Consider the following 25,936-nt stretch of genomic DNA (forward strand, 5'->3'; position numbering starts at 1 on the left):
AAGGATGTGGGTGCTGCAGCAACCACATCGACCGATTCGACACACATCTGGCTGCGGTCGACTCTGCGTCATCCGCAGCCCCGTCACCTGCGTACCCCACCCAACCTGATCACGACACCCACGCCGATCACTGCACCCACGGCGGGCTGATGCGACCGCCATCCCTCGTCGAGGCAGTCAGGCCGGGCACCGAGGTCACCCACACTTCGGCCTCGACGTCTCCCGGATTATCCAGTAACACAGAGCTTCCCGCAGGCACGAAGATCACCGAGCCCGGCTCGGCGTCGACTTGCACGCCGTCGAGCGCAAGCCGCGGCGCACCGGAGAGCACGAGCATCACCTCCTCGGAATCGACGGTGTGCTCGGTCCCCGACTGACCGGGACACAGCGTCGTCCGCCAGGCGCAGAGATCACGGCTTCCTGTGCGCGGCGATACGAATGATTCGAACGACGCCCCGTGCATGTCGTATGTGGTCGAACGGGTGACGAGTGGCATGACAGCTCCTATATATAGACAGTCTGGCTGTCTATATATAGACAGCTAAACTGTCTATATGTCAAGCCTCACCCCTCCCCGCGCACAGTTGCCGTTCCTGCTGATGCGCGCACAGTCCGCAGTGAGCGAACGCATCAACGACCGGATCTCACGCCGGGGCCATCCGACGCTTCGCCCGATTCACGGACTCGTGTTCACCCGAATCTCGCAGGCGGGCGCCTCGATCAACGACATCGCAGCCTTCATCGGCGTCACCAAGCAATCCGCAGCGGCCATCGTCGACGCACTGGAAAGCGACGGGTACGTGACGCGCAGAACAGATCCCGACGATCGGCGTGCCCGTCTGATCGAACTCACCGAGCGTGGGCGCGCCGTCACACGACTGGCAACGGCGGCAGCGGCGGCCGAGGCCGACGCCCTGGCCGACGCAATGGGCGACGGCGTACTCGCGGAGGTCCTCGACGCCCTACGGGTGCTGGCGGACATGCCGTCGCACCCGCAGACCTAACCCGTCTCAGCCGTGTCTCGTGCGCGTTGTCGCATCGAGCCACTCGTCGAGCGTGGTCGGGGCCTGGTCGACCACCCCGCGCGGCATCAGCCCGCCGTCGCGAAACGCACTGCCGCCGAAAGGTAGTGCCACAACCCACCTCGGTGACCCGTTGCGTTGCGCAACAACACGCGCCAGGTCGGCGAGATCGTGCTCCTGCGGTCCCGCGATCTGCCTGTCCGACGCTTCATCGGACAACACGGCGTCGACAATCAATCCTGCTGCGTCGGCCGCAGCCAGCGGCCGGCACACCATATGCGGCACGGCGGCGACGGGGCCGAATGCGGCGCGAGAGAGCATCTGCTCGGCGAGTTCGTACCACTGCGCTGACCGGATGATCTGCAGATGGTCGGCGGCGACATTGTCGGAGTAGGTCCGCTCCTGCGCCGCCTTGCCCTGGTAGTAACCGAATTTCGCGTTCACTGCCCGGTCGGCGGCATTGACGATCGACACGCAGACGACCCGCTGCGCAGCCGCCGCTGTGGCCGCCTCAGCGATGTTGCGCGCGACCGTCGAGAAGAAGTCAACGGCCTTCGAGCCGCGCGTTGTCGTCACGTTGGTGCAGTCGATCACCGTGTCGGCACCAGCGCACGCCTCGCGCACACCGGTGCCCGCATACGCGTCGACTCCCGACGACCGTTGCGCACGAACCACTGTTTCGCCCCGCCGTTCGAGTTCGTCGGAGAGAAGCGCACCGAGCACACCACTCGCACCGAACACCACCGTCGTCATCAGCCCTGCCTCTCAGGAATCGTCGCGTCGCCGGACCACTGTTCGATCGACACCGTCAACGCTAGAGCCAATTGATTCAGAAATGAGGTTCAATCAAGTCTCGGTGTTGTATGTCAATGTGGGAGGCGTTCGATGACGAGTGATCCGTGGTCGGCGGTCGCCGAGCGGCTCGGGACCGATCTCTTCCTCGACCTGCGGATCGAGTCCGACGCACCGACCCGAGGGCGCAGCGCCCAGCTTCGCGCCCGCCTCGCCGACGAACTGCGCGGCGCAATCGCGGACGGGCGCCTCACCCCCGGCATGCGCCTGCCTCCCTATCGGTCACTGGCCGCAGATCTCGGCCTCGCTCGCGGGACCGTCTCATCGGTGTACTCAGAACTCGTCGCAGAAGGTTGGTTGACCGCGCGGCAGGGAGCGGGCACCGCGGTCGCGACAGGTTTCGGGTCGCCCGGTCCCGCAGGTCTCCCGCCCGCGACCGCGGTGTCCGCACCACACATCGCTCACGACTTCTCTCTCGGACAACCCAACACGTCGCAGTTCCCGCGGTCGGCATGGATCAGGTCGATGCGGCGTGCCGTCTCGACCGCCGACGACGCGGCATTCGGCCCGACGCTGCCCAACGGCAGCGAACAGTTACGCGTTGCGCTCGCCGGTTACCTCGCACGTGCACGTGGCGTCCGTGCGCACCCCGACCAGATCGTATTGACCACATCAGTACTCTCGGGATTGGAGTTGTTGGCGCGCACTCTTTTTCAAGAATCAGTCGCAGTCGAGGCATACGGTCTCCCCTTCTTTCGGGACGCGTTCACCCGACACGGCGCCGCAGTGTCGGCCATTCCGGTCGATCATGACGGCGCTGACGTCGGCGCGCTGGTCGATCTCAACCCGAAGCCCCAGACCGTCTTGCTCACGCCAAGCCACCAGTCCCCTGTAGGAGTGTCGCTTGCTCCGAAGCGTCGCTCGACTCTGGTCGAATGGGCCAGGGCTACAGACACTTTCCTGATTGAGGACGACTACGACGGAGAGCTGCGCTATGACCGTGAGCCAGTAGGCGCGCTTCAGGCACTGGCACCGGAGTCGATCATCTACACGGGCTCCGTCAGCAAAAGCCTCTCACCGTCGGTCCGGATCGGCTGGCTCGTCCTGCCTCCTCAACTCGTGTCGACGATCATGTGGGCCAAGGGAATGCGCGAACCCGATGCAAGCATCGTCGATCAGCTCGCGCTGGCAGACATGATCGAGTCTGGCTCATACGACAAGCACATCCGCAGCAGTCGACAGTTCTACCGGAAGCGTAGACAGGTTCTGATCGAGAGCCTGGACGCACACGGAATCGCGACATTGGGTATCGCCGCAGGACTCCATGCGGTGATACCGGTTCCCCTCGACGTCGAGGCGTCGGTACTCGCGGCAACCTACGAGCGCGGCTTCTCGCTCGGCGGACTCGACGTGTTGCGCCATCGCGATGCGCCACGACTCCGCGGCACCGACGGCGAGCCGACCGGGGGAATTCTCGTCGGGTTCGGCACACCGTCGGTCTCCACCTTCGACGAGGACGTGACCGCGCTGATCGACCTACTCGACGATTATTTGCCGAAGCGTCGACTGCGCGCGGAGTAGTCGCGCAGCGCACGCAGGAAATCGACACGACGGAACTCCGGCCAGTAGGCGTCGGTGAACCAGATCTCCGAGTACGCGCTCTGCCACAGCAGGAAACCCGACAGTCGCTGCTCGCCTGAGGTCCTGATGACCAGGTCCGGATCGGGTTGCCCCTTGGTGTACAGGTTCTCGTCGATCGCCTCGACCGTGACCGCATCGACGAGTTCCTGCATCGTGGCCCCTGCTTCGGCCTTCTCGACCAGCAGCGCACGCACGGCGTCGGCGATCTCCTGCCTGCCCCCGTAGCCGACGGCGACGTTCACGTTCATGCCGGAACGATCACGTGTGCGCTCTGCAGCCTGCCGCAACCGCTGTGCGGCAGCTTCGGGCAGTTGATCGAGGGTGCCGACGATCCGAACCCGCCACTGTCCATCGGGAGTGGCGATCTCGTCGACGATGTCGGGCACGATCTCCATCAGCGCATCGAGCTCATCGGAGGCGCGTTGCAGATTCTCCGTCGACAACAGGTAGATGGTGACGGTCTCGATGCCGAGCTCCGCACACCACTCGAGCATCTCGGCGATGCGCTGGGCGCCCACCCGATGGCCGTGGCTGACGTCCTCGAAGCCGGCCTCTCGCGCCCATCTCCGATTACCGTCGCAGATGATCGCCACGTGCTGTGGCAGTCGGGTCTCGTCCGTCAGCTGGATCAGCCGACGCTCGTATACCGAGAGCATCGGCCGACGCAGGCGATCGGGTAGGAGTTTCATCGCGAACCAGATTAGACCTCACCGGTGAGGGTTCACTGAGTCAGGCCACGACGTCCTCGGCGAGTTCTTCCGACTCGGCGTCGGTGAGCTGGTCGCGCTCATGGCGCCCGCTCGGCAATGGCGCTTCTTCCTCGACATTGCGACGCTCGCGCAGGGCGACGAGCCCGACCAACGCCGCGCCGACAATCAGCCAGCCGACGATCTTGGCGATCTCACCGCCGTTCGACACATCCGGGAAGTAGGCCAGATTGCGCGAGGCCTCGTTCAACCCTGCACCGATCCAGAAATCGTGCAGCACCGCGAAGAACTTCGGTTGCAGAGCGGGCGCGAAGACACCGCCGCTGGTGGTGAAGTTCAACCCCACGAAGATCGTGACCATGGCCAGTGTGGTGAACCGGCCGATGAACGGATGCAACCCGATCGCGAACAGCATGGTCGCGAGGGCATACAGGATCGAGAGCCCGAAAATCTGCCATTGCGCACCCGGGAGCGCATCGAACACCCACACGGCGATTGCCGTGGTCACCGCTGCCGAGATCACCGAGCAGACCGCAGCAAAGCCGAGCCGCACGCGAATCCTGCGTCCGCCTGCGGCGACGGCGATCGCGATACCGCATCCGTACGAGCCGACGGTGAGCGCCACCAGGAAGAAGAAGATGCTCTGACCCGAGGGATCACGCTGCGGATCGGCCTGCACGACATCGACGATCTTCAACGGCTGATTCTCCGCAATCGTGATGCCGTTGAAGATGCGTTCGATCGTCACCGCTGTGGGGTCCGACGCTGCCGTGGACACGTACAGCACGGGGGTCTCGGCGTCGGGCTCGAACGCTGCCGCGATCTCGCGGTGCTCGATCGCCTCTCGGGCCGCCTCTGGTGTGGCGACAGTGCGGATCGACACGTGATCGTCGAGCTTCTGCTGGAGCGTCTGCGCGACCAGCTGCGTGGACGTTCCGGTGCCGACGACGTCGACCCGTAGGTCGTGCGGGTCGGGCTTGTGGAAGCCACCGAGATAGGCCAGGGCCATGACGGCACCGATCACGAGGGGAACAGCGACGTGTGACGCGATCGTCTTGATTGACAACGCGTGAGTAGGAGCAGCGGACATCGGTTACCTTCTGGGCTAGTGGAGAACAGCTGATAGTTGCAGAATGCAACACGGATAGGTTGTAATATACAACTATGGATTCACCCGGGCAACACGACGCCGCACAGGTGGTCGGGCAAGAACTCGTGACCCTTTCGCGCAGACTGCGCAACGGCGCGCGCGACATCTATGCCGAGGGCGGCCTGACGTTCGTCGAGTTCTCCCTGCTGGCGCTGATCTCCGACAATCCGGGGATCAATGCGGCGTCGTTGGCACGGGCAGCGAACATCGACAAATCCACAGCCAGCCGTCAACTCGCGGAGCTCCGACGCCGTGGCCTCCTGCGCAGGTCGCAGGAATCGACGTCATCGAGATCGCAGGCCCTGGAGCCGACGCAGGAGGCCGTCGACGTTCTCGGCGACATCCGCCGACGTAGCGGGGAGGCCATCGCGGCCAGGCTCGAGTCGTGGACACCAGAGGATCTCGAATTGTTCGCCACCCTGCTGCGCCGCTACAACAACGCGGATACCGAATGAGTCAGGACACTGAATGGGCCGGGGTTACTGAATGAGCCGGGTTGCGGTCACGACGGCACTGTTCGATCCGGTCGACGCGGCACAACGCGCCGCGGCACTGGCCGAGGCGGGAGCGTCGGGCGTCTTCACCTTCGAGGGACCGCACGACGTGTTCACGCCACTGGCCGTGGCCGCATCGGTACCCGACCTGCGCCTGCTGACCAATGTTGCGATCGCTTTCCCGCGCAACCCGATTCACCTCGCTCACGCCGCGAACGATCTCCAACTCCTGTCCGGTGGACGGTTCCGTCTGGGTCTCGGTACCCAGATCCGCCCACAGATCGAGAAGCGGTTCGGCGCGGAATTCGACGATCCCGTCGGCCGCATGGCGGACAAGGTCGGCGCGATCAACGCAATCTTCGATGCCTGGGAGACCGGCGCCCCGTTGCGTTACGAGGGCACCTATCACCGGCACACGCTGATGACGCCGACGTTTGATCCCGGCCCGAACCCCTTCGGCAGGCCACCGGTGTTCGTCGGTGCACTCGGACCGCTGATGACGCGCGCAACGGCGACCTATGCCGATGGTCTGCTCGTGATGCCGTTCAACACCGCGGACTTCCTCGCCTCGACCACGATCCCCAACATTCGACGCGGCCTCTCCCGACGAGCGCGCATCTCCCCGCGCGGCTTCACGGTGATACCCGAGGTGATCGTGTCCGTCGGCGACGACCACACCGCAGCACGCCGTCTACTCGCCTTCTACGGATCGACACCCGCCTATCGCCCGGTCCTCGCAGCGCACGGGGCAGCACATCTACAACCCGCACTGAATGCGCTCTCCAAGCAGGGACGCTGGAGCGAGATGCCCAAGCTGATCGACGACGACCTACTGCACACCATCGCCGCGTGTGGCAGCGCCGAGGACGTGGCACGCGGTGTCCGCGCGCGCATTGACGCCTTCGACGCCCTGCGCGATCTCGACGTCCTGGTCGACGAGGTGTGTGTCTACCAGCCGACGCCCATCGACGTCGAGCATCTCGCAGCCGTGATCGACGCGCTCGCCTAACAGCCTGCGCACATAAAGTTACGGTACCGTAGCCTCGTGAACCCCCTCCTGGTGACTGCTGTCGCCGACAGACCTCGATTCCGAGGTGTCATTCATCAGTGGTCGGCGTTCATCGCGCTCGCCGCAGGCCTCGCCCTGGTCATCGGTGCGGCATGTGTACGCGGCCCCGGGGCCGCGATCGCCTGTGCCGTGTACGCGATCAGCGTCGTCGGCTTGTTCGCGGTCTCCGCGTCGTATCACCGCGTCGCCTGGAAGTCGCTACGCGCCCAGATCCACATGAAGCGGGCAGACCACTCGATGATCTTCCTGTTCATCGCGGGCACCTACACGCCGTTCTGCGCGATGGGTCTGTCTGCTCCGACGAGCTGGTGGGTGCTCGGCATCGTCTGGGTGGGCGCACTCGCAGGTGTCGTGCTGAAGATCGCGTGGCCGGCGGCGCCGCGCTGGCTGGGCGTCGTGTTGTATCTGATTCTCGGCTGGGTGATCGTGGCCGTTGCCCCGGCACTGGTCGCGCATGTCGGGTGGCTCGTGCTCATACTGCTCGCCGTCGGCGGGGTCTTCTACAGTGTCGGCGGGGTTCTCTACGCCGTCCGATGGCCGAATCCATGGCCGGGAGTCTTCGGCCACCACGAGGTCTTCCACGCGTGTACGGCCATCGCTGCGCTACTGCACTACGTCGCGGTCTGGCTGGTCGTCGCCGCCTGAGGGCGCCTCACCACGAACCGCCCGCCTGCCGACGACACACTCAGAACCCCTGCGATCGCAAGTAGTGGGCAAGGTCCGTGATGGTCTGAGGGTTGCGCGGACCCTCGACGAGCGCCGCATACGGAAACGAGATGTAGCGGTGCTCTCGGACAGCGGTTGTCTGCGCCATCAACGGTTGTGACTCGAGTTGTCGGATCTTGGCCTCGACGGTGTTCTGCGGCCCCGCGCCGTAGTCGACGATGACGATGACCTGCGGATCGCGCTGCGCAGCCGCCTCCCATGATGCCGACGTCCACGAGTCGTCGATATCGCCGAAGATGTTTCGCCCACCGGCTTCGGCGATGATCTGATCCGGTGCCGCATTCCTTCCCGCGGTGAACGGCGTCGGATCGGCGCTGTCGAAGAGAAAGACCCGGGCCGCTGCAGACGCCGCAGGCGCCCCCGCACTCGCCGCCTGGACCTGCTTGCGATAGTCGGCGGCCAGCGTCGCGGCCCGATCACTCACGCCGAAGATCTGCCCGAGATTCGACAGGTCCGCGTACAACGCATCGAGAGGTCGTACGACGCCGCGCCTGGTGGTGCCTGCCTGGCGACAGGCTTCGGTCAGCTGGTACGGCGTGGCACCGGTCGAACGCACCCAGTCGGGGGTGACGCCAGTCGATTCCTTGAACCCGTAGTTCCAGCCGGCAAAGACGAAGTCGGGCCGCGCAGCGGTGATGATCTCCCGGGTGAACGCCGTGCCGAGAGATCGTGTCTTCTCGAAATCTGCTCGCCACGGGGATGATTCGATATCGCGCTCTTTGCCTTCGTACGTGGTGTAGCCGGCCATCCGGTCACCCAACCCGAGGGCGAACATGAGCTCTGTGATCCCTGTGTCGTTCGTCAGCGCACGATCGGGTACGCCACCAACCGTGAGCGGAGCACCGCAATTGGTTACCGTGACCTGCTCTCCCGACGATTCGGGAGTCGACGACTCGACGTCGGCGCCGCAACCGGAGACCACTGTCATCGCGGCAAGCGTAGACACGACGAATGCGCGCGGTCTGCTGAGTGCTGTCGTGGTCATGGGTGCTCTTCCTCGGAGATGGCTTGGGGGACTTGGTCGTCGAAGATGATCTGTGGAACGCCTGTGCGGGGGTGGGCGACGACGTATGCACCAACGCCGTACCACTCGGCGATGTTCGCCGCGGTGAGGAGTTCGTCCGGCGGCCCGATGCATGCGATCGTCCCGTCGAGCACCACAGCGAGCGTGCTGCAGTACTGTGCCGCCATGTTGAGGTCGTGCAGCGCCGCAATGACGGTGACCCCGCGTCCGCGCGCCGCACCGAGGATGTCGAACTGGTGGCGGATATCAAGGTGATTGGTCGGCTCATCGAGGATCAGTACGGTGGGCTCCTGCGCGAATGCGCGCGCGATGAGTACGCGTTGCGCCTCTCCGCCGGAGAGCGTGGTGAACACGCGATCGGCGAACATCTCGACGCCAGCTGTCGACATCGCCGCCGCGCACACCTGGCGGTCGCGGGCACGGGCCGCCGCACCCAGTTCGCGGTGCGGTAGCCGTCCCGTCGCGACAACCTCTGCTGCGGTGAAATCGAAGTCGAGCGAGGTTGATTGGGTGAGCGCGGCTACTCGCCGTGCGTTGTCCCGCATACTCACCACACGCACATCTCGGCCGTCGACTCGCACACTGCCACCCGACGGCGCCAACGCACGGTACACGCATCGAAGCAGGGTCGACTTTCCGCTGCCATTCGGGCCGATCACGCCGAGGAACTCTCCGGAGTCGACCGAAAACGATGCGTCCCGAACGATGACGGTGCGATCGATCTCGACGGTGACGGACTCGTACTCGACCGCACTCATGAGTCGATCCTGGTACGCCGACGTTGCATCAGCCCGAGGAACACCGGCACACCCACTGCGGCCGTGATCGCCCCGAGCGGAATCTCCTGCGGCGGAACGACAATCCGCGCCATCAGATCGGCAACCACAAGGAACAGCGCCCCCAGCACGGGGGCAACGAGAATGATCTTGCGGTGATCCGCACCGACAATCATGCGGGTCACATGCGGCACGACGAGGCCGACGAATCCGATGGCGCCGCAGACAGAGACGATGAACCCCGTCATCAGCGCGGCGATGACGAAGAGCTCGAGCCGAAACCGTGACGCCCGAATGCCGAGCGACGCGGCGACCTCGTCGCCCATCGCCAGCGCATTGAGTTGTCGTGCTCTCAATGCGACCACACCTATCCCGATGACCACCACGACCGCGACCAGCGCGACCGAGTGCCATGTTGCCGCAGCAAGACTGCCGAGCAGCCAGAACATCACACTCCGCGCGGCATCACCCACCGGACGCAAGAAGATGAGCACGGTGGTCAGAGCCGAAAACCCGTACCCCAGAGCGGTTCCCGTCAACACGAGCCGCAATGGTGTGAGACCTCCGCCACGCTGTGCGATCCCGAAGACGAGCAACGTCGCCACCAGTGCGCCGAGGAACGCCGCGGTCGGCAGCGCATAGAGACCGAGACCCGAGAAGACCCCGAACAGCACGACGGCGGTGGCTCCGACCGACGCACCCGAGGAAATTCCGAGCACGTAGGGATCCGCCAGCGGATTGCGCACCATCGCCTGCACGATCACGCCGACGACCGCCAAACCGCCGCCCACCAGCGCTCCCGTCAGCACCCGTGGCAGACGCGAGTCGACGACGATCCAGTACGACGCAGCGTCGACCGAGGAGACCGACCCTCCAGTGAGTGCCGCCCACACCATCCGCAGCGATACTGACCAGCCGATCCCCACTGTTCCGTATGCGACGCCGCACGCTGCGGCCACGACGAGCGCCACACCGCAGACGATGGCCACCGAGACCGGCCGCGCCCAGGTAGCGCGAGGGTCCGCACTGCGCGTCGACATAGCCCGCCCTCCTGATCAGTCCGGAGCGGGTACGGCAGATGTCGCCACGCGGGGTCGACGAGGACCGCGCGAGTTCAACACCGACCATGTCCCGCGAAGCCGATGGGACCGCCTATGCCCGGCGGCCACGTCGGCAGGTCTTCGGACTTCGGACACGGCACGTGATGTACCACCTACCGACGATCGCTTCCCGAGCCGCGGGCCCAGTGCTGTTGAACGCCTTCGTTTCCATTACCGCTGCGGGGCAGTTCTGGATTCTCACCAGATTCCCTCTTGGCTCTCACCGACGATCTCGGCTGGAGAACCGACGCCGCTGCAGTGTAGCAACAGCCCCGAATCGGACATATGGCGCATGCGGTTTCGCGAACTTCACCATCCCATCACCGCGAGGCCGACAGCGAGTAGGACAACGTCCATCCTCTCTTGGTCGGGTGAGGTGTGCCGAGCCATCAGCTACGTGACCTCCGCATCGACGCCGACAAGACCCTGCACGCAGGCACCACCCGACGTCGGTTCCTCACCTGGGCGGGAGTCGCCGCGGGTATCGCGACCGTTCCCTGGATGTTCACCACCGACGCCGCGTCGGCGCCACCGCCTCGGCGCGGCAGCGAACTGTTCACTCTCGGAGTGGCATCGGGAGATCCGCTTCCCGACGGGATCGTGCTCTGGACACGCCTGGCAGCCGATCCACTCACGCGTGCCGGTGGGATGGGCATGCGAGCAGTACCTGTTGAATGGGAGATCGCCACAGACCACGCGATGAGGCAGGTCGTGGCGCGCGGCGTCGAACTGGCAACGCCGGAGAACGGACACAGCGTACATGCCGACGTCCGTGGTCTGCGTCCGGCGGCCGACTACTTCTATCGTTTCCGTGCCGGGGCCTCGATCTCGCCAACGGGCCGCACCCGTACCGCACCACCCCATGGAAGCCGGTTGAGTGCACTGACATTCGCGTTCGCGTCCTGCCAGTCGTGGGCCGATGGACACTACCCCGCGTACGCCGACATGGCCGCGCATGCGCCCGACGTCGTGTTCCACCTCGGCGACTACATCTACGAGAAGCCCATCCCCACGAACGGCGGCCGACGACGAACACGGGCTACGCCCACCTCCGCACACCGTGAGTGCGCCACCCTCGACGATTACCGCGACCGATACGCCCTCTACAAGCTCGACGCGAATCTGCAGGCAGCACACCGGGCCAGTCCATTCATCACGATCTTCGACGACCACGAGGTCGACAACAACTGGGCCGCACGGATTCCCGAAGATGATCAACCGATCCCCGAATTTCTCGCTCGTCGCGCCCAGGCGATGCGTGCCTGGTGGGAGAACACTCCGGTCCGTGTCGCTCAGCGTCCCCACCCCACCACGACACCGGATCTCTACGATCTGCGCGCCTATCGGAGGTTCAGCTACGGCGACCTCATCGAATTCAGTGTTCTCGACACCAGAACCTTCCGCAGCGACCAGGCAAACGGTGACAACGACACCGCGCAGAATGCCGCTACCGCCGATCCGCGGCGCACCATCACCGGTGCCGCACAGGAGAAGTGGCTACTCGAGGGGCTCGCCGCGAGCCGGGCACGCTGGAACGTACTCGCACATCAGACCACCATCGCCGATCTGGCACGCCGCAAGGACGGCGCCCGGGCGGTCAGCATGGACGGCTGGAGCGGCTATGAGGCCTCGCGCGCAAGGGTTCTCGACGGCGCCCGCGAGCGCCGCGTCGAGAACCTGGTGTCGATCGTCGGCGACATCCACCGCAACGTGGTGTCCGAACTACGTTCGACGTACTCGCGGCCCTCCCCGACTGTCGGCGTCGAACTCGCCGGGACCTCTATCGCGTCGGGAGCAGACGGTGAAGACAGTGACGCCAGCGATCGACAGCTCAAAGCGGCCTCGCCCCACATACGTTTCGGCAACGCACAACGTGGCTACGTCCTCAACAGGGTGACCGCCGACAGGTGGGACGCCGACTACCGCGTGAGCGATTCGATCGCAGCGCCTGATGTCCCGCTGCACCGCAGGGCGCGGATCTCCATTCCGTCGGGACGCCCGGTGATCGACGTCAGCTGAGCGGCAGATGCTCTGCTGCGGGCCGCGCGATCCTGCCCAGCGCAGATCGGCACCGCCCGCAGCGGAATCGGGGTGCCGTCCACCTCTCCACCCCCGACGATCAAGTCATGACAGAGGAACAACACCACCTACCACTACGTAAGCGCACTGCCGAAACCCTCTTCGGACAACGCATCCTGACACTCGATTCGGCACTCGACGACGAGATCGGCACCCAGCTCTGCTCACAACTCGTCATGCTCTCCGACGACGATCCCGGCGCCGACATCGCGCTCTGGATCAACTCGCCGGGTGGTTCGGTGCCCGCGATGCTCGCGATCACCGACGTCATGGCGCTGATCCCCAACGACGTGATCACTGTGAACCTCGGTATGGCATACAGCGCAGGTCAATTCCTCCTGTGCAACGGGACGAGGGGTAAACGCTTCATCGCACCACACGCGAAGGTACTGCTGCACCAGGGTTCCGCGGGGATCGGCGGGTACGCCCCCGACATCGAACTGCAGGCCGACGACCTCCGGCACGTCCGCGACACCGTCCTGACCATCATCGCCGAGCAGACCGGGCAGACGCGCGAGCAGATCTTCGATGATTCGCTCCGTGACCACGTCTTCACCGCAGCAGAGTCCGTTGACTACGGATTCGTCGACCACATCGTCACCGACATCGCTCAGATCCGTCCGCTGAGTCCCGCTGCAACAGGTTTCGGGGTGAGCCACGCGTGAGCACGTACACCATTCCCAACGTCATCACCCGCACGCCACAGGGTGAGCGCGTGATGGACGTCTACAGCAGATTGCTCGACGACCGCATCCTCTACCTGGGTACCGAACTCGACGACGGGGTCGCGAACGCGCTGATCGCGCAGATCCTGCACCTGGACTCCGACAACCCCGACGCACCCATCGAGATCTACATCAACTCACCCGGAGCGTCGGTGACGGCAACCTTCGCCCTCTACGACACCATGCAGTACTGTCACGCACCGATCGCCACCACCTGTGTGGGACAAGCACTCTCGTCGACGGCGCTGCTGCTCGCCGCCGGGACACCGGGCAGGCGCTCAGTGCTTCCGCACGCGCGCGTTCTGCTCCATCAGCCCTCCGGCCAAGGGCGTGGAACGATTCCCGACCTGATCCTCGCCGCCGAGGAGATCCTGCGCATTCGTGAAGAGATCGAGCAGGCCCTGAGCCGCCACACCGGACGTGACATCGAGACGCTGCGACACGACACTGACCGAGACCGTGTACTGCGTGCAGCAGAGATCGTGGAGTACGGCCTCGCCGATCAGGTCATCGACACGCGCGGACGACCCACGCACTGATCGTCTGACTCGCAGGGCCGCCAGCGCGTCGGTCACGCTGCAAGCGCGACCGGCCCACGAAAGCCCTCGCGAAACGCAGCGCGCGGCCGAATCGGTTGCGCAACACCCGGGATCGAGCGCAACGCAACCGGACCGAACGCGCCGGCTTTGCGAGCGGTGTCGACGCTCTCGAGTCGCGCGAGTTCCGCGGCGGCCTCTCGGGCCAGGTCGAGCAGACTCAGTCCGACAGCACCGGCGACGGCCGCGAGAAATTCCGACGACGCGTCTTTGCGACCGCGTTCGATCTCAGAGAGATACTGGCTCGACACTCCCGCGCGCCGCGCGGTCTCGATGAGTCGCTCACCGCGCTCGTGACGGTGTCGGCGCAGCACGCGGCCGGTGACCTCACGCCACAGCGGCTCGGGTGCGCGATGGGTGTGCGAATCGTTCGTCGGTGCCATGCCGTCGAGCGTAGGTCACCTGCGCAGCCGACCGTCGGCTCTTCTGCTCAGAGCAGAAGAGCCGCGTACCGGGCGCCTCAGCTACGAGCGAGGTCGGCGAGTACTCGGGCGCTGGTCTCCCAGTCCATGCACTTGTCGGTCACCGACTTTCCGTACACGAGGGGCGCGGCGTCGGGTGACCCGGTATCGATCGACTGGGCCCCTGCCTCGAGGAAGCTCTCGAGCATCACACCGCTGATACGCGGTGGATGCCCCGCGGCACGACGTGTGCGGATCGACGCCGCGATCTCGGCGGCGACCTGTGCTTGGCGAACGTGATCCTTGCCGGAGTTGGCGTGACTGCAATCGATCATGACGCGCGCGGGCAGACCCGCCTTGTCGAGTGCGGCAACGGCAGATGCCACGGATTCGTCGTCGAAGTTCGGTCCGTTCGTCCCGCCGCGCAGGATGATGTGGCAGTCGTCGTTGCCCGCCGATTCGACGAGCGCGCCGTGCCCGAAGTCGTCGACCCCGAAGAACACATGTTGTGCGGCTGCAGCATTCACGCCGTCGATCGCGACCTGGACGTTGCCGTCGGTGCCGTTCTTGAAACCTATCGGCATCGACAGACCGGACGCGAGCTGACGATGCACCTGCGACTCGGTGGTTCGTGCACCGATGGCGCCCCACGCGACAGCGTCGGCGATGTACTGCGGGCTCGTCGGTTCGAGGAACTCACATCCGACGGGGAGCCCGAGGTCGATGATGTCGAGCAACAACGACCGCGCGGTGCGCAACCCGCGCTCGACGTCGAACGTTCCGTCCATGCCCGGATCGTTGATCAGCCCCTTCCAGCCCACGGTGGTGCGTGGCTTCTCGAAGTAGACGCGCATGACGATCTTCAGCCGATCGGCGTAGTCGTCGGCCAGCGGCGCCAGCCGTCGTGCGTAGTCGAGTGCGGCGATGGGGTCGTGTACGGAGCAGGGGCCGACGACGACGAGCAGCCGATCGTCACGTCCGTCGAGGATCGCGGCGATCTCGTCGCGGTCGGCCTGGACGCGAAGTGCGCGTCGGGCGGTCAGCGGGAGCTCTGCGCGGATGGTGTCCGGCGAGGGAATGGACCGGAACGACCTGATACGACGATCCGACGTCGACTCCGAGGCGGAATCGGTTCCGTGCAGCGATGCGGCGGTCAGGTCGGGCAGGGTGGTCACTTCGTGTTGCCTTTCGCGGGGTGGTGGCCTGTCCTCTACGTCTGGGACACCCGCTTGATTGTCGTCGGAGGCCCCTGACATGAGAAAAGCAGCGACCATGTGGTCACTGCTCGGGCTCCGGGTTTGTTGACGTGCGACGCAGATTCAGCGCTTCATCGCAGGCTCACCCGGAGCCTCGATAAAGAAACGCCAATAGGCGCGTACGTTGCTGGTCACGCTGACGAGGTTAGCACGGGTCCACCGAATGCGGGAGAACATCGCTGCTCGGCGCTCACGGATGCCCCCGGTCGATCAGCTGACTCAGCACGATGATCGACTCGCTCCGGTCCACCGGTCCCGCCTGTCTGATGCGCTCGAGCGCATGCTCGAGGTGGTGCACATCGCGGGCCATCACACGCAGGATCGCGTCGGCCTGGCCGGTGATGGTCGCAGCACTGACCACCTCGTGGATCGGCTCCCACGCAGCGGCCAGTTCCTCCGGTGAGATGTTGCCGCGGCAAAAGACCTGCACATACGCCTCTGTAGTCCATTGCATCGCCGTCGAATCGATGACGGTCGTGAACCCTTTGATGACGCCTTCATCGACGAGCCGATCGACTCGACGCTTGACCGCCGGCGCCGACAAACCGACCTCGTCCCCGATCTGTGCATACGTCGCCCGCGCGTCACGGGCGAGGCATTCGAGCACCTTCTCGTCGAGCTCGTCTATCTGGCGCAACTTTTCCACCCTCTGCCACCCACCAATAGATATTTCTTAACCATATGTGCAACTCGCGTCGATTGTTTGCGCCACAGGCCGACGATACCGTCGAAATATGACGCTGACGAGTCCTCGGTTCATTGCGCCCACCGAGCGCACACCACGCATCCGTAGCTATGCGATGACCCCTCCTTCCCACTACACGGTCAGCTACTCGATCAACCCCTGGATGGACCCCTCGATCCCCGTTGACACCGCGCGGGCCATGGCCCAGTGGGAGTCGCTGCGGGCGACCTACGAATCCCTCGGCCACTCCGTGACGCTCGTCGACGCTCAGCCGGATCTTCCCGACATGGTGTACGCGGCCAACGGCGGATTCGTCGTCGACGGAAAGGCCGTGGCTGCGCGCTTCCTGCACCCCGAGCGCGCACCGGAAGGCGAGCACTACACGGCATGGTTGCACACCTGCGGCGTCGACGCTGTGCATGAGACCGTCGGTGTGCAGGAGGGCGAGGGAGACTTCCTGCTCGTCGGTCGGCGCATCCTGGCAGGTTTCGGCTTCCGCACCCACCCCGACACCCACGCCGAGGTCGCAGCCATCACCGGCCTGCCGGTCATCGGTCTCGAATTGGTCGATCCGCGCTTCTACCACCTCGACACCGCGCTCGGCGTGCTCGACGACGACACGGTCGCGTACTTCCCGGAAGCCTTCTCGCCCGCTTCGCGCGCCGTCCTCGCCGAGTTGTACCCCGACGCGATCATCGCCACGGAGGCAGACGCCGTCGTTTTGGGCCTCAATCTGGTCTCGGACGGGCGCCACGTGGTGATGACCGATGCCGCACCGGGACTCGAGGCACGACTGCGCGATGCCAACTTCGAGCCCATCACCGTCGACCTGTCCGAACTCCTCAAGGGCGGTGGCGGCGTGAAATGCTGCACGCTCGAATTGCGAATGCCCGCAGACGGCGACGACAAGATGACCGACACTGCCAAGCAGGTCATGCATTCTCTCGCCGAAACCCATGTGGCGCACAACTACTCACCACTCCCGGTCACGGCTGCGACAGCAGAGGGAGCGTGGATCACCGATGTCGAGGGCAGACATTTTCTTGACGCCCTCGGTGCGTACTCCGCGGTCAACTTCGGTCACCGCAATCCCGAGATCGTCGCGGCCGCAATCGCACAACTGGATCGCGTGACTCTCACCAGCCGCGCGTTCGGGTCCGACACCCTCGAACCGTTCTGTGCTGCGCTCGCCCAACTCTGCGGCAAAGACATGGTGCTGCCGATGAACACCGGTGCCGAGGCGGTCGAATCCGCGCTCAAGGTCGCGCGCAAGTGGGGCTACGACGTCAAGGGCGTCGCGCCGGGCGAAGCGAACATCATCGTCGCGGGAGGCAACTTCCACGGGCGCACGATCAGCATCGTGAGCTTCAGCGACGACGAGGACGCCCGGGGCGGCTTCGGCCCGTTCACACCGGGGTTCACCCGCGTCCCCTTCGGAGACGCCGCCGCGCTGGCCGATGCCATCGACGACGACACCGTTGCCGTCTTGATCGAGCCCATCCAGGGCGAGGCCGGGATCATCGTCCCACCCGACAACTATCTGCCCGCGGTTCGGCGCCTCTGCACCGAGAGCAACGTGCTGATGATCGCCGACGAGATCCAGTCCGGGTTGGGCCGCACCGGTAGGACATTCGCGTGCGAGCACTGGAACGTGGTGCCCGACGTGTACGCGCTCGGAAAGGCGCTCGGCGGCGGTGTACTTCCGGTGTCGGCCGTCGTGGCCGACCGCGAGGTGCTCGGCGTCCTGCGTCCCGGACAACACGGTTCGACGTTCGGCGGGAACCCGCTTGCGGCAGCAGTCGGACACACGGTGGTAAAGATGCTCGCCGAGGGCACCTGGCAGGCACGTGCTGCCGAACTCGGCGAGCACCTGCACAGACGTCTTCGCGAGTTCGTCGGACACGGCGTCGTCGCCGTCCGCGGTAAGGGGCTGTGGGCAGGCATCGACATCGACCCCGACCTCGGAACCGGCAAGCAGTTCTGCCTCCGACTCGCAGCATGTGGCGTACTCGCCAAAGACACCCACGATTCGACGATCCGCCTCGCTCCGCCTCTCGTCGTGACACACGACGAGATCGATTGGCTGACGGACAGATTCGCGCTCGCATTGCGGGATTGAGTCCGTCCCGTCGTCCCGCACGCTGCCGCAATGAGGCGTGTCGACAGCAATACAGAGCAACGTTGCTACCTTGACAAGCATGCTCTCCGAAAGGTTGCGAACACTCACCAGGACGACCATCGAGCATGCCGCGCGTTGGAACGATGGAGACGACCACACCGTTGCAGGTGGCGTACTGACCGAATCCGGACAGATCACACTCGGCCTGAATACGTTTCATTTCCTTGGCGGGCCCTGCGGAGAAGTCGCGGCGCTGTCCAACCACGCCTCAGCCCATCCCGCCGACCCCATCGTTGCCGTTGCCGCCGCCTATGGCCCGACTCGCGCAGTGATCGCGCCCTGTGGGAAGTGTCGTCAGGTCTTCTTCGATATCTCACCTCACATCCAGTTCGTGATCCGCGAACCCAACGGGCTGGCGACGCGCACAGCGCGGGAACTCCTCCCCTTTGCCTACGACTGGCGTGACGCCGAACGCCGCCAGCGGCTCTACATGTGGGAGGGCTACGAGCAGATGATCCGGTCGGGCACGAAACGCCAGACGATTCGCGTCGACGATCCTTTCCGACCGGGCCCCGCCGAGATCGTTTTCGAGAAGACAGACGGCAAAACAGTCGTCGTCGACGCCACGATCACTCAGGTGCGTTCCGTCCCGCGAAGTACGCTCACCGAGACCGACGCCCGAAAAGACGGTTTCGACAGCCTCGGTGACCTCCACCGAGCACTCGACCAGCACTACCCCGGTCTGTCCGGATCGGACGTTGTCGATGTGGTGTCTTACGAACTGCTCACAGAACCGGGCGCGTGACCAACTGATTCGGGCGCCTACCAGACTCCGATAGGCGTGCGGTGAATCCGCCTTCGCCATTAGCATCGGAGCGATGAGCGACTCTCCGCACGACGACGCCACCCACCACGTGCTCCTGATCCGCCACGGTCAGACCGAGTGGTCGCTGACCGACCGGCACACCGGTCGCACCGACATCGATCTGACACCCAAGGGCGAGGAGGATGCGCGAGCGTTGAAGGGCATAGAGAACCGTGCGGGCCTGACCAATCCCTGGGTAATGGCGTCTCCCCGCAAACGTGCCCAGCGGACGGCGGAACTGGCCGGGTTGCACGTCGACGAGACGAGCGAACTGTTCGCCGAGTGGGACTACGGCGACTACGAGGGGCTCACCCGAGCTCAGATTCACCAGCAGTACGACCCCGACTGGACAATCTGGACCGGCGGCGGTCGCAACGGCGAATCGGTGTCGCAGATGACCACGCGTGTCGACTCCGCCGTCGACCACGTCGAAGAACGCTTCGCGAAATCCGACGTCATCGTCGTCTCGCATGGTCATTTCTCGCGTTCGTTCATCTGCAGGTTCCTCGGATGGCCCATCAGTCAGGGCGCCAACATCGACCTGCGTCCCGCCGGCAGCGCACTGCTCAGCGACCACGCGGGCGACCGACGTCTCGTCGAACTGCGCGGCCCCGAAGGCGCCCGGCCACGCCGTACGTCGTTGTGACCACCTCGAGCGCGCTGGTGCTCGGGGCCTGCGGATTGCTCGGAATCGGCTGGATGACGGGCGTCCTCGCCGCTCTGGAGGAGTCCGGGAGTGCGGTTGCCGCTCTCGGGTGACACCCCTTTCGACCCCGATATCCGCTGTCTCGCAGCGACTCTCGGCTACGACGACGGAGTTGCGGCCACGTCGGCGTTCGACTGATCCGCTTGTCGAAAAGTTCGCAACACGGCCCAGTGGATAACGGGAATGACCAATTCGACGGGAATCATCAGCTGGTAGAAGACGCTGGGAGCTCCACTCGCCATCCAGGCGAGAAGCCGCGCCACACCGCCGAGAAAGAACAGCAGCCCCAGCATATTGATCAGCGTGGCATACGTTCGAAGGTCCCGTGCCGTCCAGATGAACACGCATCCGTACGCCAAGAACAGGACGTTGTAGAACCGCAGGTCAGAATCCATCGTCGCATTGACTGATCCCCCACCGATGTAGGTCGTCTGCCCGCCGAAGAGGTGGGCTACCGCGATCCCGGCCACAACGAGCCCGAACATGACCAACCAGACCCGGTATACCTTCACCACGGCGACCCCTATTTCACTCATGTGTAATAACGAAAGGTTAGGCCCCGGACGTGATCCGGTCAACCATCTACGATCAATCCATGCCGACGCGACAACGCATGACACCCGAAGCTCGGCGAGCTGATCTACTCGACGTCGGGATGCGCGCGTTCAGCTCCACCTCCGACTTCGAGGCTCTCTCGATGGCCGAGATCGCAGCACAGGCAGGCGTCACTCGTCGGCTGATGTATCACTACTTCCCTACCAAGGCAGAGTTTTTCGGCGCGGTCTGGGAGGCGGCACACTCGGATCTACGCCACAAGGTATCGACGCTCTCAGCGCCGACCGTGCGTGACCGTATCAGTGCGGCGCTGGACGCCTACCTCGACTTCTACGACGAGCATCTGGCGCTCGTCATGATCGCCAATCGCAGTTCGATTTCTGCCGATCCGGCGGTTCGCGGCCCGATCGAGCGCGACATGCACAGCTTGTGCAACGCCTTTCTCGACGCTGCTGGGGCACAGGGACATGCGCGAGAACTGGGGATCGTCGCCTTCTCGGGTTGGATCGCGTTCGTCCGCGCGAGTTCGGTCGGCAGCATCGTCGACGGCCGGATCACGCGCGCCGAGAACCATAAGCTGTGTATGTCCGTGATCGACGCCGCCGTCGGCACCTACGTCGACCTCTCCCGGCCTCCTCGCTGACCGGCAGGACCCCTCACCGCAGCTTCGACGCCAGCTCGACGGCGGAAGTGGTAGGCAGGTCGCACACGGTTCCACGGCAGACATAGGCGGCGTCACGCCCGCCAACCGGTCCCCGACCGTCGAGCAGTGGTTGCCCATCCCGAGCCCCGGCCACGATGATCGCCCCGCCGGGTGCGAGTCGTCGTGCAGCCCTTGCCAACTCACCGTCACTGTGCGAATCCTCGGCAACCGCGATCTGGACCGGGCCGCCCAGCCGGGCTTCCGCGACGGCCAGCCAGTGACCCGCAGACCGCGGAACCTTGGCGAGCAGCACAGAGCTCCGGGCGAGCGTCGCGTCGAGTATCTCCGCGTACCGTGTCGCCGGGCCCATGCGCGCGAGTGTGGATGCGATGAGCAAAGCCTCCGCCACCAGCGATGCACCAGACGGCGTCGCCCCGTCCACCGGATCCCGGGGTCGCGCGATGAGTGTCCCCGGCGCGGCGTCGAACCATGCCCCACGCTCGTCAGGGTCGACGAACGTGGTGATCGTCGAATCCAGAAGGGTCAGACCCTGCTCACACCAGTGCTTGTCACCCGTGACCTGATAGACGGTCAACATCGCCGTGACCAGCGCGGCGTGATCGTCGAGCGCTGCGACCGGAGCACCGACCACACCACCGAGCGACGACCGTCGCAGTTCGCCGTCGACGAGATGATTGTCGTCGAGCTCGGTGAGCACCTCGACGGCGAGGTCGACCCAGTCCTCGCGTCCCGACGCCGCACCCAGCTCGGCGAGTGCGGTCACCGCCATGGCGTTCCAACTCGTCACGACCTTGTCGTCGCGCGCAGGCTGTGGTCGTCCGGCGCGCGCGGCGAGCAGTCGTCGCCGGATGTCGGCGTATCGCTCGGGGTCGTCGGGGTCTGTGCGCAGTTGCAGCGTCGACGTGCCGTGCTCGAAGGTGCCGGCATCTGTTACGCCGAAAAGCGCTGCGGCCCAGCCACCGTCGTCGTCTCCGAGTACGTCCCGCAGTTGGTCTGGGGTCCACACGTAGGTCGACCCTTCGATCCCCGCGGCGTCGGCGTCGAGCGACGAGGCAAAGCCACCGGCGACGCGCAGATCCCGCAGGAGGAACTCGACGATCTCTTCCGCGATCCGAGTGGGCAGCGAGTCGTCGACAATCCGCGACAGATGTCCGTAGACCCGGAGCAGTTGGGCGTTGTCGTAGAGCATCTTCTCGAAATGCGGTACCACCCAGTCGTTGTCGACCGCGTATCGCGCGAACCCACCGCCGAGTTGGTCGTAGATTCCACCCCGAGCCATCGCGTCGGCGGTGCGCATGACCGACTGCAGCGGCGCGGCGTCGCTCGTGCGTTCGTAGTGGCGTAACAGCCCTTCGAGCAGTGCGGACGGTGGGAACTTCGGCGCGCCCCCGAATCCTCCCGCGGTCCCGTCTTCGTCACCGAGCGCGCCGGCAACTGCGTAGTCGAGCAGACGCTCGTCGACGGCGACTCCGCCGCTCGGAAGCGCCGACGCGGCGTCGGACAACGCCTCCCGGACACGCGAGCCCATCGATTCGATCTCGCTGCGGCGCATGGTCCATGCTTCGGTCACGGCCGTCAGAATCTGCCGAAATGAGGGCATACCTCCCCGCGGGGTGTCGGGGAAGTATGTGCCGCAGTAGAAGGGATCGCCCGATGGTGTCAGGAAGCACGTCATCGGCCAGCCACCCTGCCGCGTCATTGCGACCGTTGCGTTCATATAGATCGCGTCGATGTCGGGTCGTTCCTCGCGGTCGACCTTGATGCAGACGAAGTCGCGGTTCATCTGGGCTGCGGTGTCAGTGTCTTCGAAGGATTCGTGGGCCATGACATGACACCAGTGGCACGCCGCATAACCCACCGACAGCAGAATCGGGACGTCGCGGCGGACGGCCTCATCGAGGGCTGCGTCGCTCCACTCGTGCCACTCGACGGGATTGTCGGCGTGCTGCCGCAGGTAGGGACTCGACGATTCGCTCAGATGATTCGGCATATGCGGTTCACTCCGTCGCGCGAGTCGTTGGGTGGTGCAGCCGATCGGGTCAGGGGTGGTCGGATTCCCGTCGACTGTCGTGGTCGGCGTTCGTATCCGCCGTGACCGACACTCCGTCCTCGGGTGACGAACTCTCCGCAACGCCTGCACCTGCGGCGTCGGTGCCCTCGTCGAATGCCTGATCGGCCTCGGGATGGTTGGCGTCGAACGACTTCGGCAGCCTCCGGAGTTGCTTGTTCATCGATCGGATGAGCAGGGCGGTACCGATGAGCAGCACAACGATCACCAGTAGACCGATCGGCGACGCCTTGCCGAACTCGGGTCCCTGTGGTTGTTGCGCGGCGAGCACCGCGATTGTCGAGAACGTCATGATGTCGCCTGCTCCCCAACCCCGACGGTTTCGTCGTCGAGCGATACACCTGTGAACAGGTCTGTTTCCGGAATCGCGGTGGTCACCCGCGTCTGCGCCAACTCGTACTCCTCGGTCGGCCAGAGCCTTTCCTGCCACTCCAGTGGGACCGCGAAGAACATGCCGTTCGGGTCTATCTGAGTCGCATGGGCTCGCAGCGCATCGTCGCGTTGCGGGAAGTACTCCGCGCACTCGACCTGCGTTGTCACACGACCCATCAGATCGCCGCGGCTCGGGTCCCACTTCGACAACCAGTCGGCGAAGGGACTCTCCTGGCCGTTCTTCTCGAACTCTTCGGAGAACAGCACCATACGATCACGGATGAAGCCGTGCGTGTAGTACAGCTTCGAGACCGTCCACGGTTCACCCGCGTCGGGAAATGCCGCAGGATCACCCGCCGCCTCGAACGCCGCAACCGATACCTTGTGGCACATGATGTGGTCGGGGTGCGGGTACCCACCGTGCTCGTCGTAGGTGATCATCACGTGCGGGCGGAACTTCCGGACGAGCGCGACGAGCTTCTCGGTCGGAACTTCGACCGGCAGCGTCGCAAAAGACCCCTCCGGTAGCGGAGGTAGCGGGTCGCCTTCGGGGAGGCCCGAGTCGACGAAGCCAAGCCACGTCTGTTCGACGCCGAGCGCTGCGGCGGCCTTCGCCATCTCTTCTTTGCGGACCTCGCTCATCCGCTCTTTGATCCCCGGTCGATCCATCGCCGGGTTCAGGATGTCGCCGCGCTCACCACCGGTCAGGGTGACGATGAGGACCTCGTTGCCCTCGGCGGCGTACTTGGCCGATGTGGCCGCGCCCTTGCTCGACTCATCGTCGGGGTGGGCGTGCACCGCCATGAGACGGTAGCCGCCCTGCGTGCGCGATTCGGTCACGGTTCCTCGCCTTCGGATACGTACTCCTCTCATGGTAGGTATTGAGCCGTGAACAGTTCAGACGGGGGCACGCCGCAGGAACCCGACCTGCACAAACAGCCACAGAGCGGACCCCGTGCCACCTATCCCGTCGCACAGTCGGCACGCAGTCGCCGCCTGTGGTTCATCGCATCGGCCGTCGCCGTGGTCATCATCGGTGTGATCCTCGCCGCTATCGGGTACAACAAGTTCGCCGATCCCGACGTCAGCGGACAGGCCACCGGCTACGAGATCCTCGACAATTCGTCGGTGGCCGTGCTCTATACCGTCACCCGTAAGGACCCCACGCGGCCCGTGGCCTGCGTGGTCCGGGCCCGTGTCAAGGACGGCTCCGAAGCGGGCCGGCGCGAGGTGCTGGTACCACCCGGCACCCAGCAGGAGGGCCTGCGCACCGTCGTCAAGACATCCGGACCACCCGTGATAGGTGAGGTGTTCGGCTGCAGCACCGACGTGCCCACGTACCTGACGTCGACGGCATCGTGAGCGGGGCACCTCCCCGTGACGATCGGGGCCGCGACAGGCGGACTCAGGACGGCTCGACGTCGGTGACCGCATCCCGCACACCCGACAGAGCAGTCTTCGCCCGGCTGAGCAGCCCCTACTTTCCCGCACTGGTGGCCCTGTTCATCGGCGTCATGCTCATCAGCAACATCACCGGCACCAAGGGAGTGGTGCTGTTCGACAGCTGGCTGCACCTCGACGTCGGCCCCATCCACATGAACGGCCTGGTCACCGACGGCGCGTTCTACCTGTTCCCGCTGGCGTACGTGCTCGGCGACGTGATCAGCGAGGTCTACGGCTTCAAGGCGATGCGTCGCACGATCCTCGCAGGCTTCGCCGTCCTGCTCCTGGCCTCCCTGTGCTTCTGGGCCACCATCCATCTGCCCGCAGCCGATTTCTACGACGGCCAAGAGGCGTTCACCCGCGTCGCGGGTGTGGTCCCGCAGTTCCTGCTCGCAGGCTTGGCCGGCTACCTCGCCGGCGAGTTCCTCAACTCGTTCGTCCTCGTCAAGATGAAGCAGCGCGCAGGTGAGAAGCGCCTGTGGGCACGCCTGCTCGGCTCGACCGTTGTCGGAGAACTCGCAGACACCGTCGTATTCTGTTCGATTGCAGCGTCCGCACTCGGAATTTCGACCTGGGGCGACTTCGTCAATTACACCGCCGTCGGATTCATTTGGAAAACGCTCGTCGAAATCCTCGTCATGCCGATCACTTACGCCGTGGTCGCGTGGCTGAAGCGGGCCGAACCCAGCTACCAGCAGGCACTCGCCGAGGTCAACGCACCCGACGTGTGATGTGCCACATCCGTCCGGATTTGGTATCCTTGCCTGATACACGGCTCCGCGAGGGGTCGTGTTGCTGCATTTAGAGCAGGCCCGCATGTCGACGACAACGCACGTGAGTGCACGACGCATGCGAGCAGACCAAGCATTTGAAGCAGTCCATGTGTCCCGAGTCGGGACTA

At 65.0% G+C, this 25,936-nt stretch carries 28 protein-coding genes and 1 riboswitch; of the genes, 14 read left to right on the forward strand and 14 right to left on the reverse strand.

What is annotated here, in order from left to right; translation table 11 throughout:
• Positions 1 to 127: 127 nt before the first annotated feature.
• Positions 128 to 496 (reverse strand): cupin domain-containing protein, encoded by a 369-nt coding sequence (locus GOACH_RS11950; RefSeq protein WP_005174905.1) that lies wholly within the window; start codon positions 494 to 496, stop codon positions 128 to 130.
• 58 nt (positions 497 to 554) lie between these two features.
• On the opposite strand from GOACH_RS11950, the gene GOACH_RS11955 reads away from it, so the two are divergent.
• Positions 555 to 1,004, forward strand: coding sequence for a MarR family winged helix-turn-helix transcriptional regulator (locus GOACH_RS11955; RefSeq protein ID WP_005174907.1), 450 nt, complete (start codon positions 555 to 557; stop codon positions 1,002 to 1,004).
• Between the two features lie 6 nt (positions 1,005 to 1,010).
• Here the strand turns inward: GOACH_RS11955 and GOACH_RS11960 are convergent, their stop codons facing one another.
• Positions 1,011 to 1,775, reverse strand: a complete 765-nt coding sequence (locus tag GOACH_RS11960; RefSeq protein ID WP_005174908.1) for an SDR family oxidoreductase — start codon at positions 1,773 to 1,775, stop codon at positions 1,011 to 1,013.
• Positions 1,776 to 1,907: 132 nt separating this feature from the next.
• Here GOACH_RS11960 and pdxR point away from each other — a divergent pair, with 132 nt between their 5' ends.
• Entirely contained in the window at positions 1,908 to 3,395 is a 1,488-nt protein-coding gene (gene pdxR, locus GOACH_RS11965) for a MocR-like pyridoxine biosynthesis transcription factor PdxR (RefSeq protein WP_005174909.1), read from the forward strand.
• Here the strand turns inward: pdxR and GOACH_RS11970 are convergent.
• Positions 3,362 to 4,144 (reverse strand): isoprenyl transferase, encoded by a 783-nt coding sequence (locus tag GOACH_RS11970; RefSeq protein ID WP_040518502.1) that lies wholly within the window; start codon positions 4,142 to 4,144, stop codon positions 3,362 to 3,364. The genes pdxR and GOACH_RS11970 overlap by 34 nt on opposite strands.
• A 40-nt stretch (positions 4,145 to 4,184) precedes the next feature.
• A complete protein-coding gene (locus GOACH_RS11975) occupies positions 4,185 to 5,252 on the reverse strand; it encodes an ABC-2 transporter permease (protein WP_005174911.1) in 1,068 nt (355 codons plus the stop codon).
• 74 nt (positions 5,253 to 5,326) lie between these two features.
• On the opposite strand from GOACH_RS11975, the gene GOACH_RS11980 reads away from it, so the two are divergent.
• From GOACH_RS11980 to trhA, 3 genes are read left to right on the forward strand one after another with little or no spacing between them, the layout of a single operon-like run.
• The gene (locus GOACH_RS11980; RefSeq protein ID WP_005174912.1) at positions 5,327 to 5,767 is read left to right on the forward strand and encodes a MarR family winged helix-turn-helix transcriptional regulator; all 441 of its coding nucleotides are present in this window, start codon (positions 5,327 to 5,329) and stop codon (positions 5,765 to 5,767) included.
• Positions 5,768 to 5,798: 31 nt separating this feature from the next.
• A complete protein-coding gene (locus GOACH_RS11985; RefSeq protein WP_005174913.1) occupies positions 5,799 to 6,815 on the forward strand; it encodes a TIGR03617 family F420-dependent LLM class oxidoreductase in 1,017 nt (338 codons plus the stop codon).
• 36 nt (positions 6,816 to 6,851) lie between these two features.
• Positions 6,852 to 7,520 carry a PAQR family membrane homeostasis protein TrhA gene (gene trhA, locus GOACH_RS11990; protein ID WP_005174914.1) on the forward strand — a complete coding sequence of 223 codons (669 nt, stop codon included), beginning with the start codon at positions 6,852 to 6,854 and terminating at the stop codon, positions 7,518 to 7,520.
• Positions 7,521 to 7,560: 40 nt separating this feature from the next.
• On the opposite strand, the gene GOACH_RS11995 is transcribed toward trhA, so the two are convergent.
• The 3 genes from GOACH_RS11995 to GOACH_RS12005 are packed head-to-tail and all read right to left on the reverse strand — an operon-like array spanning position 7,561 to position 10,441.
• Complete coding sequence (locus GOACH_RS11995; RefSeq protein WP_005174915.1) at positions 7,561 to 8,586, reverse strand: ABC transporter substrate-binding protein; 1,026 nt, start codon at positions 8,584 to 8,586, stop codon at positions 7,561 to 7,563.
• On the reverse strand, positions 8,583 to 9,383 hold the full coding sequence (locus tag GOACH_RS12000) for an ABC transporter ATP-binding protein (RefSeq protein ID WP_005174916.1): 801 nt from the start codon (positions 9,381 to 9,383) through the stop codon (positions 8,583 to 8,585). Before GOACH_RS12000 ends, GOACH_RS11995 begins: the two co-directional genes overlap by 4 nt.
• A complete protein-coding gene (locus GOACH_RS12005; RefSeq protein WP_005174917.1) occupies positions 9,380 to 10,441 on the reverse strand; it encodes a FecCD family ABC transporter permease in 1,062 nt (353 codons plus the stop codon). The genes GOACH_RS12000 and GOACH_RS12005 overlap by 4 nt, the downstream gene beginning before the upstream one ends.
• A 115-nt stretch (positions 10,442 to 10,556) precedes the next feature.
• Positions 10,557 to 10,765: riboswitch (cobalamin riboswitch) on the reverse strand.
• Positions 10,766 to 10,879: 114 nt separating this feature from the next.
• On the opposite strand from GOACH_RS12005, the gene GOACH_RS12010 reads away from it, so the two are divergent.
• The 3 genes from GOACH_RS12010 (at position 10,880) to GOACH_RS12020 (ending at position 13,844) form a co-directional block, all read left to right on the forward strand.
• The gene (locus GOACH_RS12010; protein WP_005174919.1) at positions 10,880 to 12,520 is read left to right on the forward strand and encodes an alkaline phosphatase D family protein; all 1,641 of its coding nucleotides are present in this window, start codon (positions 10,880 to 10,882) and stop codon (positions 12,518 to 12,520) included.
• A 107-nt stretch (positions 12,521 to 12,627) separates the two neighbouring features.
• On the forward strand, positions 12,628 to 13,245 hold the full coding sequence (locus tag GOACH_RS12015) for a ClpP family protease (protein WP_005174920.1): 618 nt from the start codon (positions 12,628 to 12,630) through the stop codon (positions 13,243 to 13,245).
• Positions 13,242 to 13,844 (forward strand): ClpP family protease, encoded by a 603-nt coding sequence (locus GOACH_RS12020; RefSeq protein WP_005174921.1) that lies wholly within the window; start codon positions 13,242 to 13,244, stop codon positions 13,842 to 13,844. The genes GOACH_RS12015 and GOACH_RS12020 overlap by 4 nt, the downstream gene beginning before the upstream one ends.
• A gap of 32 nt (positions 13,845 to 13,876) precedes the next feature.
• Here GOACH_RS12020 and GOACH_RS12025 read toward each other — a convergent pair whose 3' ends face one another.
• The 3 genes from GOACH_RS12025 to GOACH_RS12035 all read right to left on the reverse strand — a co-directional run bounded on the left by GOACH_RS12025 (position 13,877) and on the right by GOACH_RS12035 (position 16,195).
• Positions 13,877 to 14,284 carry a helix-turn-helix domain-containing protein gene (locus tag GOACH_RS12025; RefSeq protein WP_005174922.1) on the reverse strand — a complete coding sequence of 136 codons (408 nt, stop codon included), beginning with the start codon at positions 14,282 to 14,284 and terminating at the stop codon, positions 13,877 to 13,879.
• Positions 14,285 to 14,361: 77 nt separating this feature from the next.
• Positions 14,362 to 15,477, reverse strand: a complete 1,116-nt coding sequence (locus tag GOACH_RS12030; protein WP_005174923.1) for a 3-deoxy-7-phosphoheptulonate synthase — start codon at positions 15,475 to 15,477, stop codon at positions 14,362 to 14,364.
• A 271-nt stretch (positions 15,478 to 15,748) separates the two neighbouring features.
• Complete coding sequence (locus GOACH_RS12035; RefSeq protein ID WP_039993353.1) at positions 15,749 to 16,195, reverse strand: Lrp/AsnC family transcriptional regulator; 447 nt, start codon at positions 16,193 to 16,195, stop codon at positions 15,749 to 15,751.
• A 97-nt stretch (positions 16,196 to 16,292) separates the two neighbouring features.
• Between GOACH_RS12035 and rocD the strand changes: the two genes are divergently transcribed.
• The 3 genes from rocD to GOACH_RS12050 all read left to right on the forward strand — a co-directional run bounded on the left by rocD (position 16,293) and on the right by GOACH_RS12050 (position 19,873).
• On the forward strand, positions 16,293 to 18,362 hold the full coding sequence (gene rocD / locus GOACH_RS24505; RefSeq protein WP_005174931.1) for an ornithine--oxo-acid transaminase: 2,070 nt from the start codon (positions 16,293 to 16,295) through the stop codon (positions 18,360 to 18,362).
• Positions 18,363 to 18,441: 79 nt separating this feature from the next.
• Positions 18,442 to 19,167 (forward strand): ASCH domain-containing protein, encoded by a 726-nt coding sequence (locus GOACH_RS12045; protein ID WP_005174934.1) that lies wholly within the window; start codon positions 18,442 to 18,444, stop codon positions 19,165 to 19,167.
• A 73-nt stretch (positions 19,168 to 19,240) separates the two neighbouring features.
• Positions 19,241 to 19,873, forward strand: coding sequence for a histidine phosphatase family protein (locus GOACH_RS12050; RefSeq protein ID WP_005174936.1), 633 nt, complete (start codon positions 19,241 to 19,243; stop codon positions 19,871 to 19,873).
• Between the two features lie 158 nt (positions 19,874 to 20,031).
• Here GOACH_RS12050 and GOACH_RS12055 read toward each other — a convergent pair whose 3' ends face one another.
• The gene (locus GOACH_RS12055; RefSeq protein WP_005174937.1) at positions 20,032 to 20,469 is read right to left on the reverse strand and encodes a DUF4345 domain-containing protein; all 438 of its coding nucleotides are present in this window, start codon (positions 20,467 to 20,469) and stop codon (positions 20,032 to 20,034) included.
• Positions 20,470 to 20,528: 59 nt separating this feature from the next.
• On the opposite strand from GOACH_RS12055, the gene GOACH_RS12060 reads away from it, so the two are divergent.
• Complete coding sequence (locus GOACH_RS12060) at positions 20,529 to 21,131, forward strand: TetR/AcrR family transcriptional regulator (protein WP_040518556.1); 603 nt, start codon at positions 20,529 to 20,531, stop codon at positions 21,129 to 21,131.
• A 13-nt stretch (positions 21,132 to 21,144) separates the two neighbouring features.
• On the opposite strand, the gene GOACH_RS12065 is transcribed toward GOACH_RS12060, so the two are convergent.
• Genes GOACH_RS12065 through mca form a run of 3 tightly spaced genes read right to left on the reverse strand, consistent with a single transcriptional unit; the run spans position 21,145 to position 24,396 of the window.
• On the reverse strand, positions 21,145 to 23,142 hold the full coding sequence (locus GOACH_RS12065; RefSeq protein WP_005174942.1) for a thioredoxin domain-containing protein: 1,998 nt from the start codon (positions 23,140 to 23,142) through the stop codon (positions 21,145 to 21,147).
• 49 nt (positions 23,143 to 23,191) lie between these two features.
• On the reverse strand, positions 23,192 to 23,512 hold the full coding sequence (locus tag GOACH_RS12070) for a hypothetical protein (protein ID WP_005174943.1): 321 nt from the start codon (positions 23,510 to 23,512) through the stop codon (positions 23,192 to 23,194).
• Positions 23,509 to 24,396 (reverse strand): mycothiol conjugate amidase Mca, encoded by an 888-nt coding sequence (gene mca / locus GOACH_RS12075; RefSeq protein ID WP_245551889.1) that lies wholly within the window; start codon positions 24,394 to 24,396, stop codon positions 23,509 to 23,511. The genes GOACH_RS12070 and mca overlap by 4 nt, the downstream gene beginning before the upstream one ends.
• 84 nt (positions 24,397 to 24,480) lie before the next feature.
• Here mca and GOACH_RS12080 point away from each other — a divergent pair, with 84 nt between their 5' ends.
• Together GOACH_RS12080 and GOACH_RS12085 are read left to right on the forward strand one after the other, a co-directional pair.
• Entirely contained in the window at positions 24,481 to 24,954 is a 474-nt protein-coding gene (locus tag GOACH_RS12080; RefSeq protein WP_005174946.1) for a DUF4307 domain-containing protein, read from the forward strand.
• A gap of 62 nt (positions 24,955 to 25,016) precedes the next feature.
• Positions 25,017 to 25,766 carry a queuosine precursor transporter gene (locus GOACH_RS12085; protein ID WP_005174948.1) on the forward strand — a complete coding sequence of 250 codons (750 nt, stop codon included), beginning with the start codon at positions 25,017 to 25,019 and terminating at the stop codon, positions 25,764 to 25,766.
• Positions 25,767 to 25,936: the final 170 nt, after the last annotated feature.

The organism is Gordonia aichiensis NBRC 108223 (assembly GCF_000332975.1).
GTDB classification, from domain to species: domain Bacteria; phylum Actinomycetota; class Actinomycetes; order Mycobacteriales; family Mycobacteriaceae; genus Gordonia; species Gordonia aichiensis.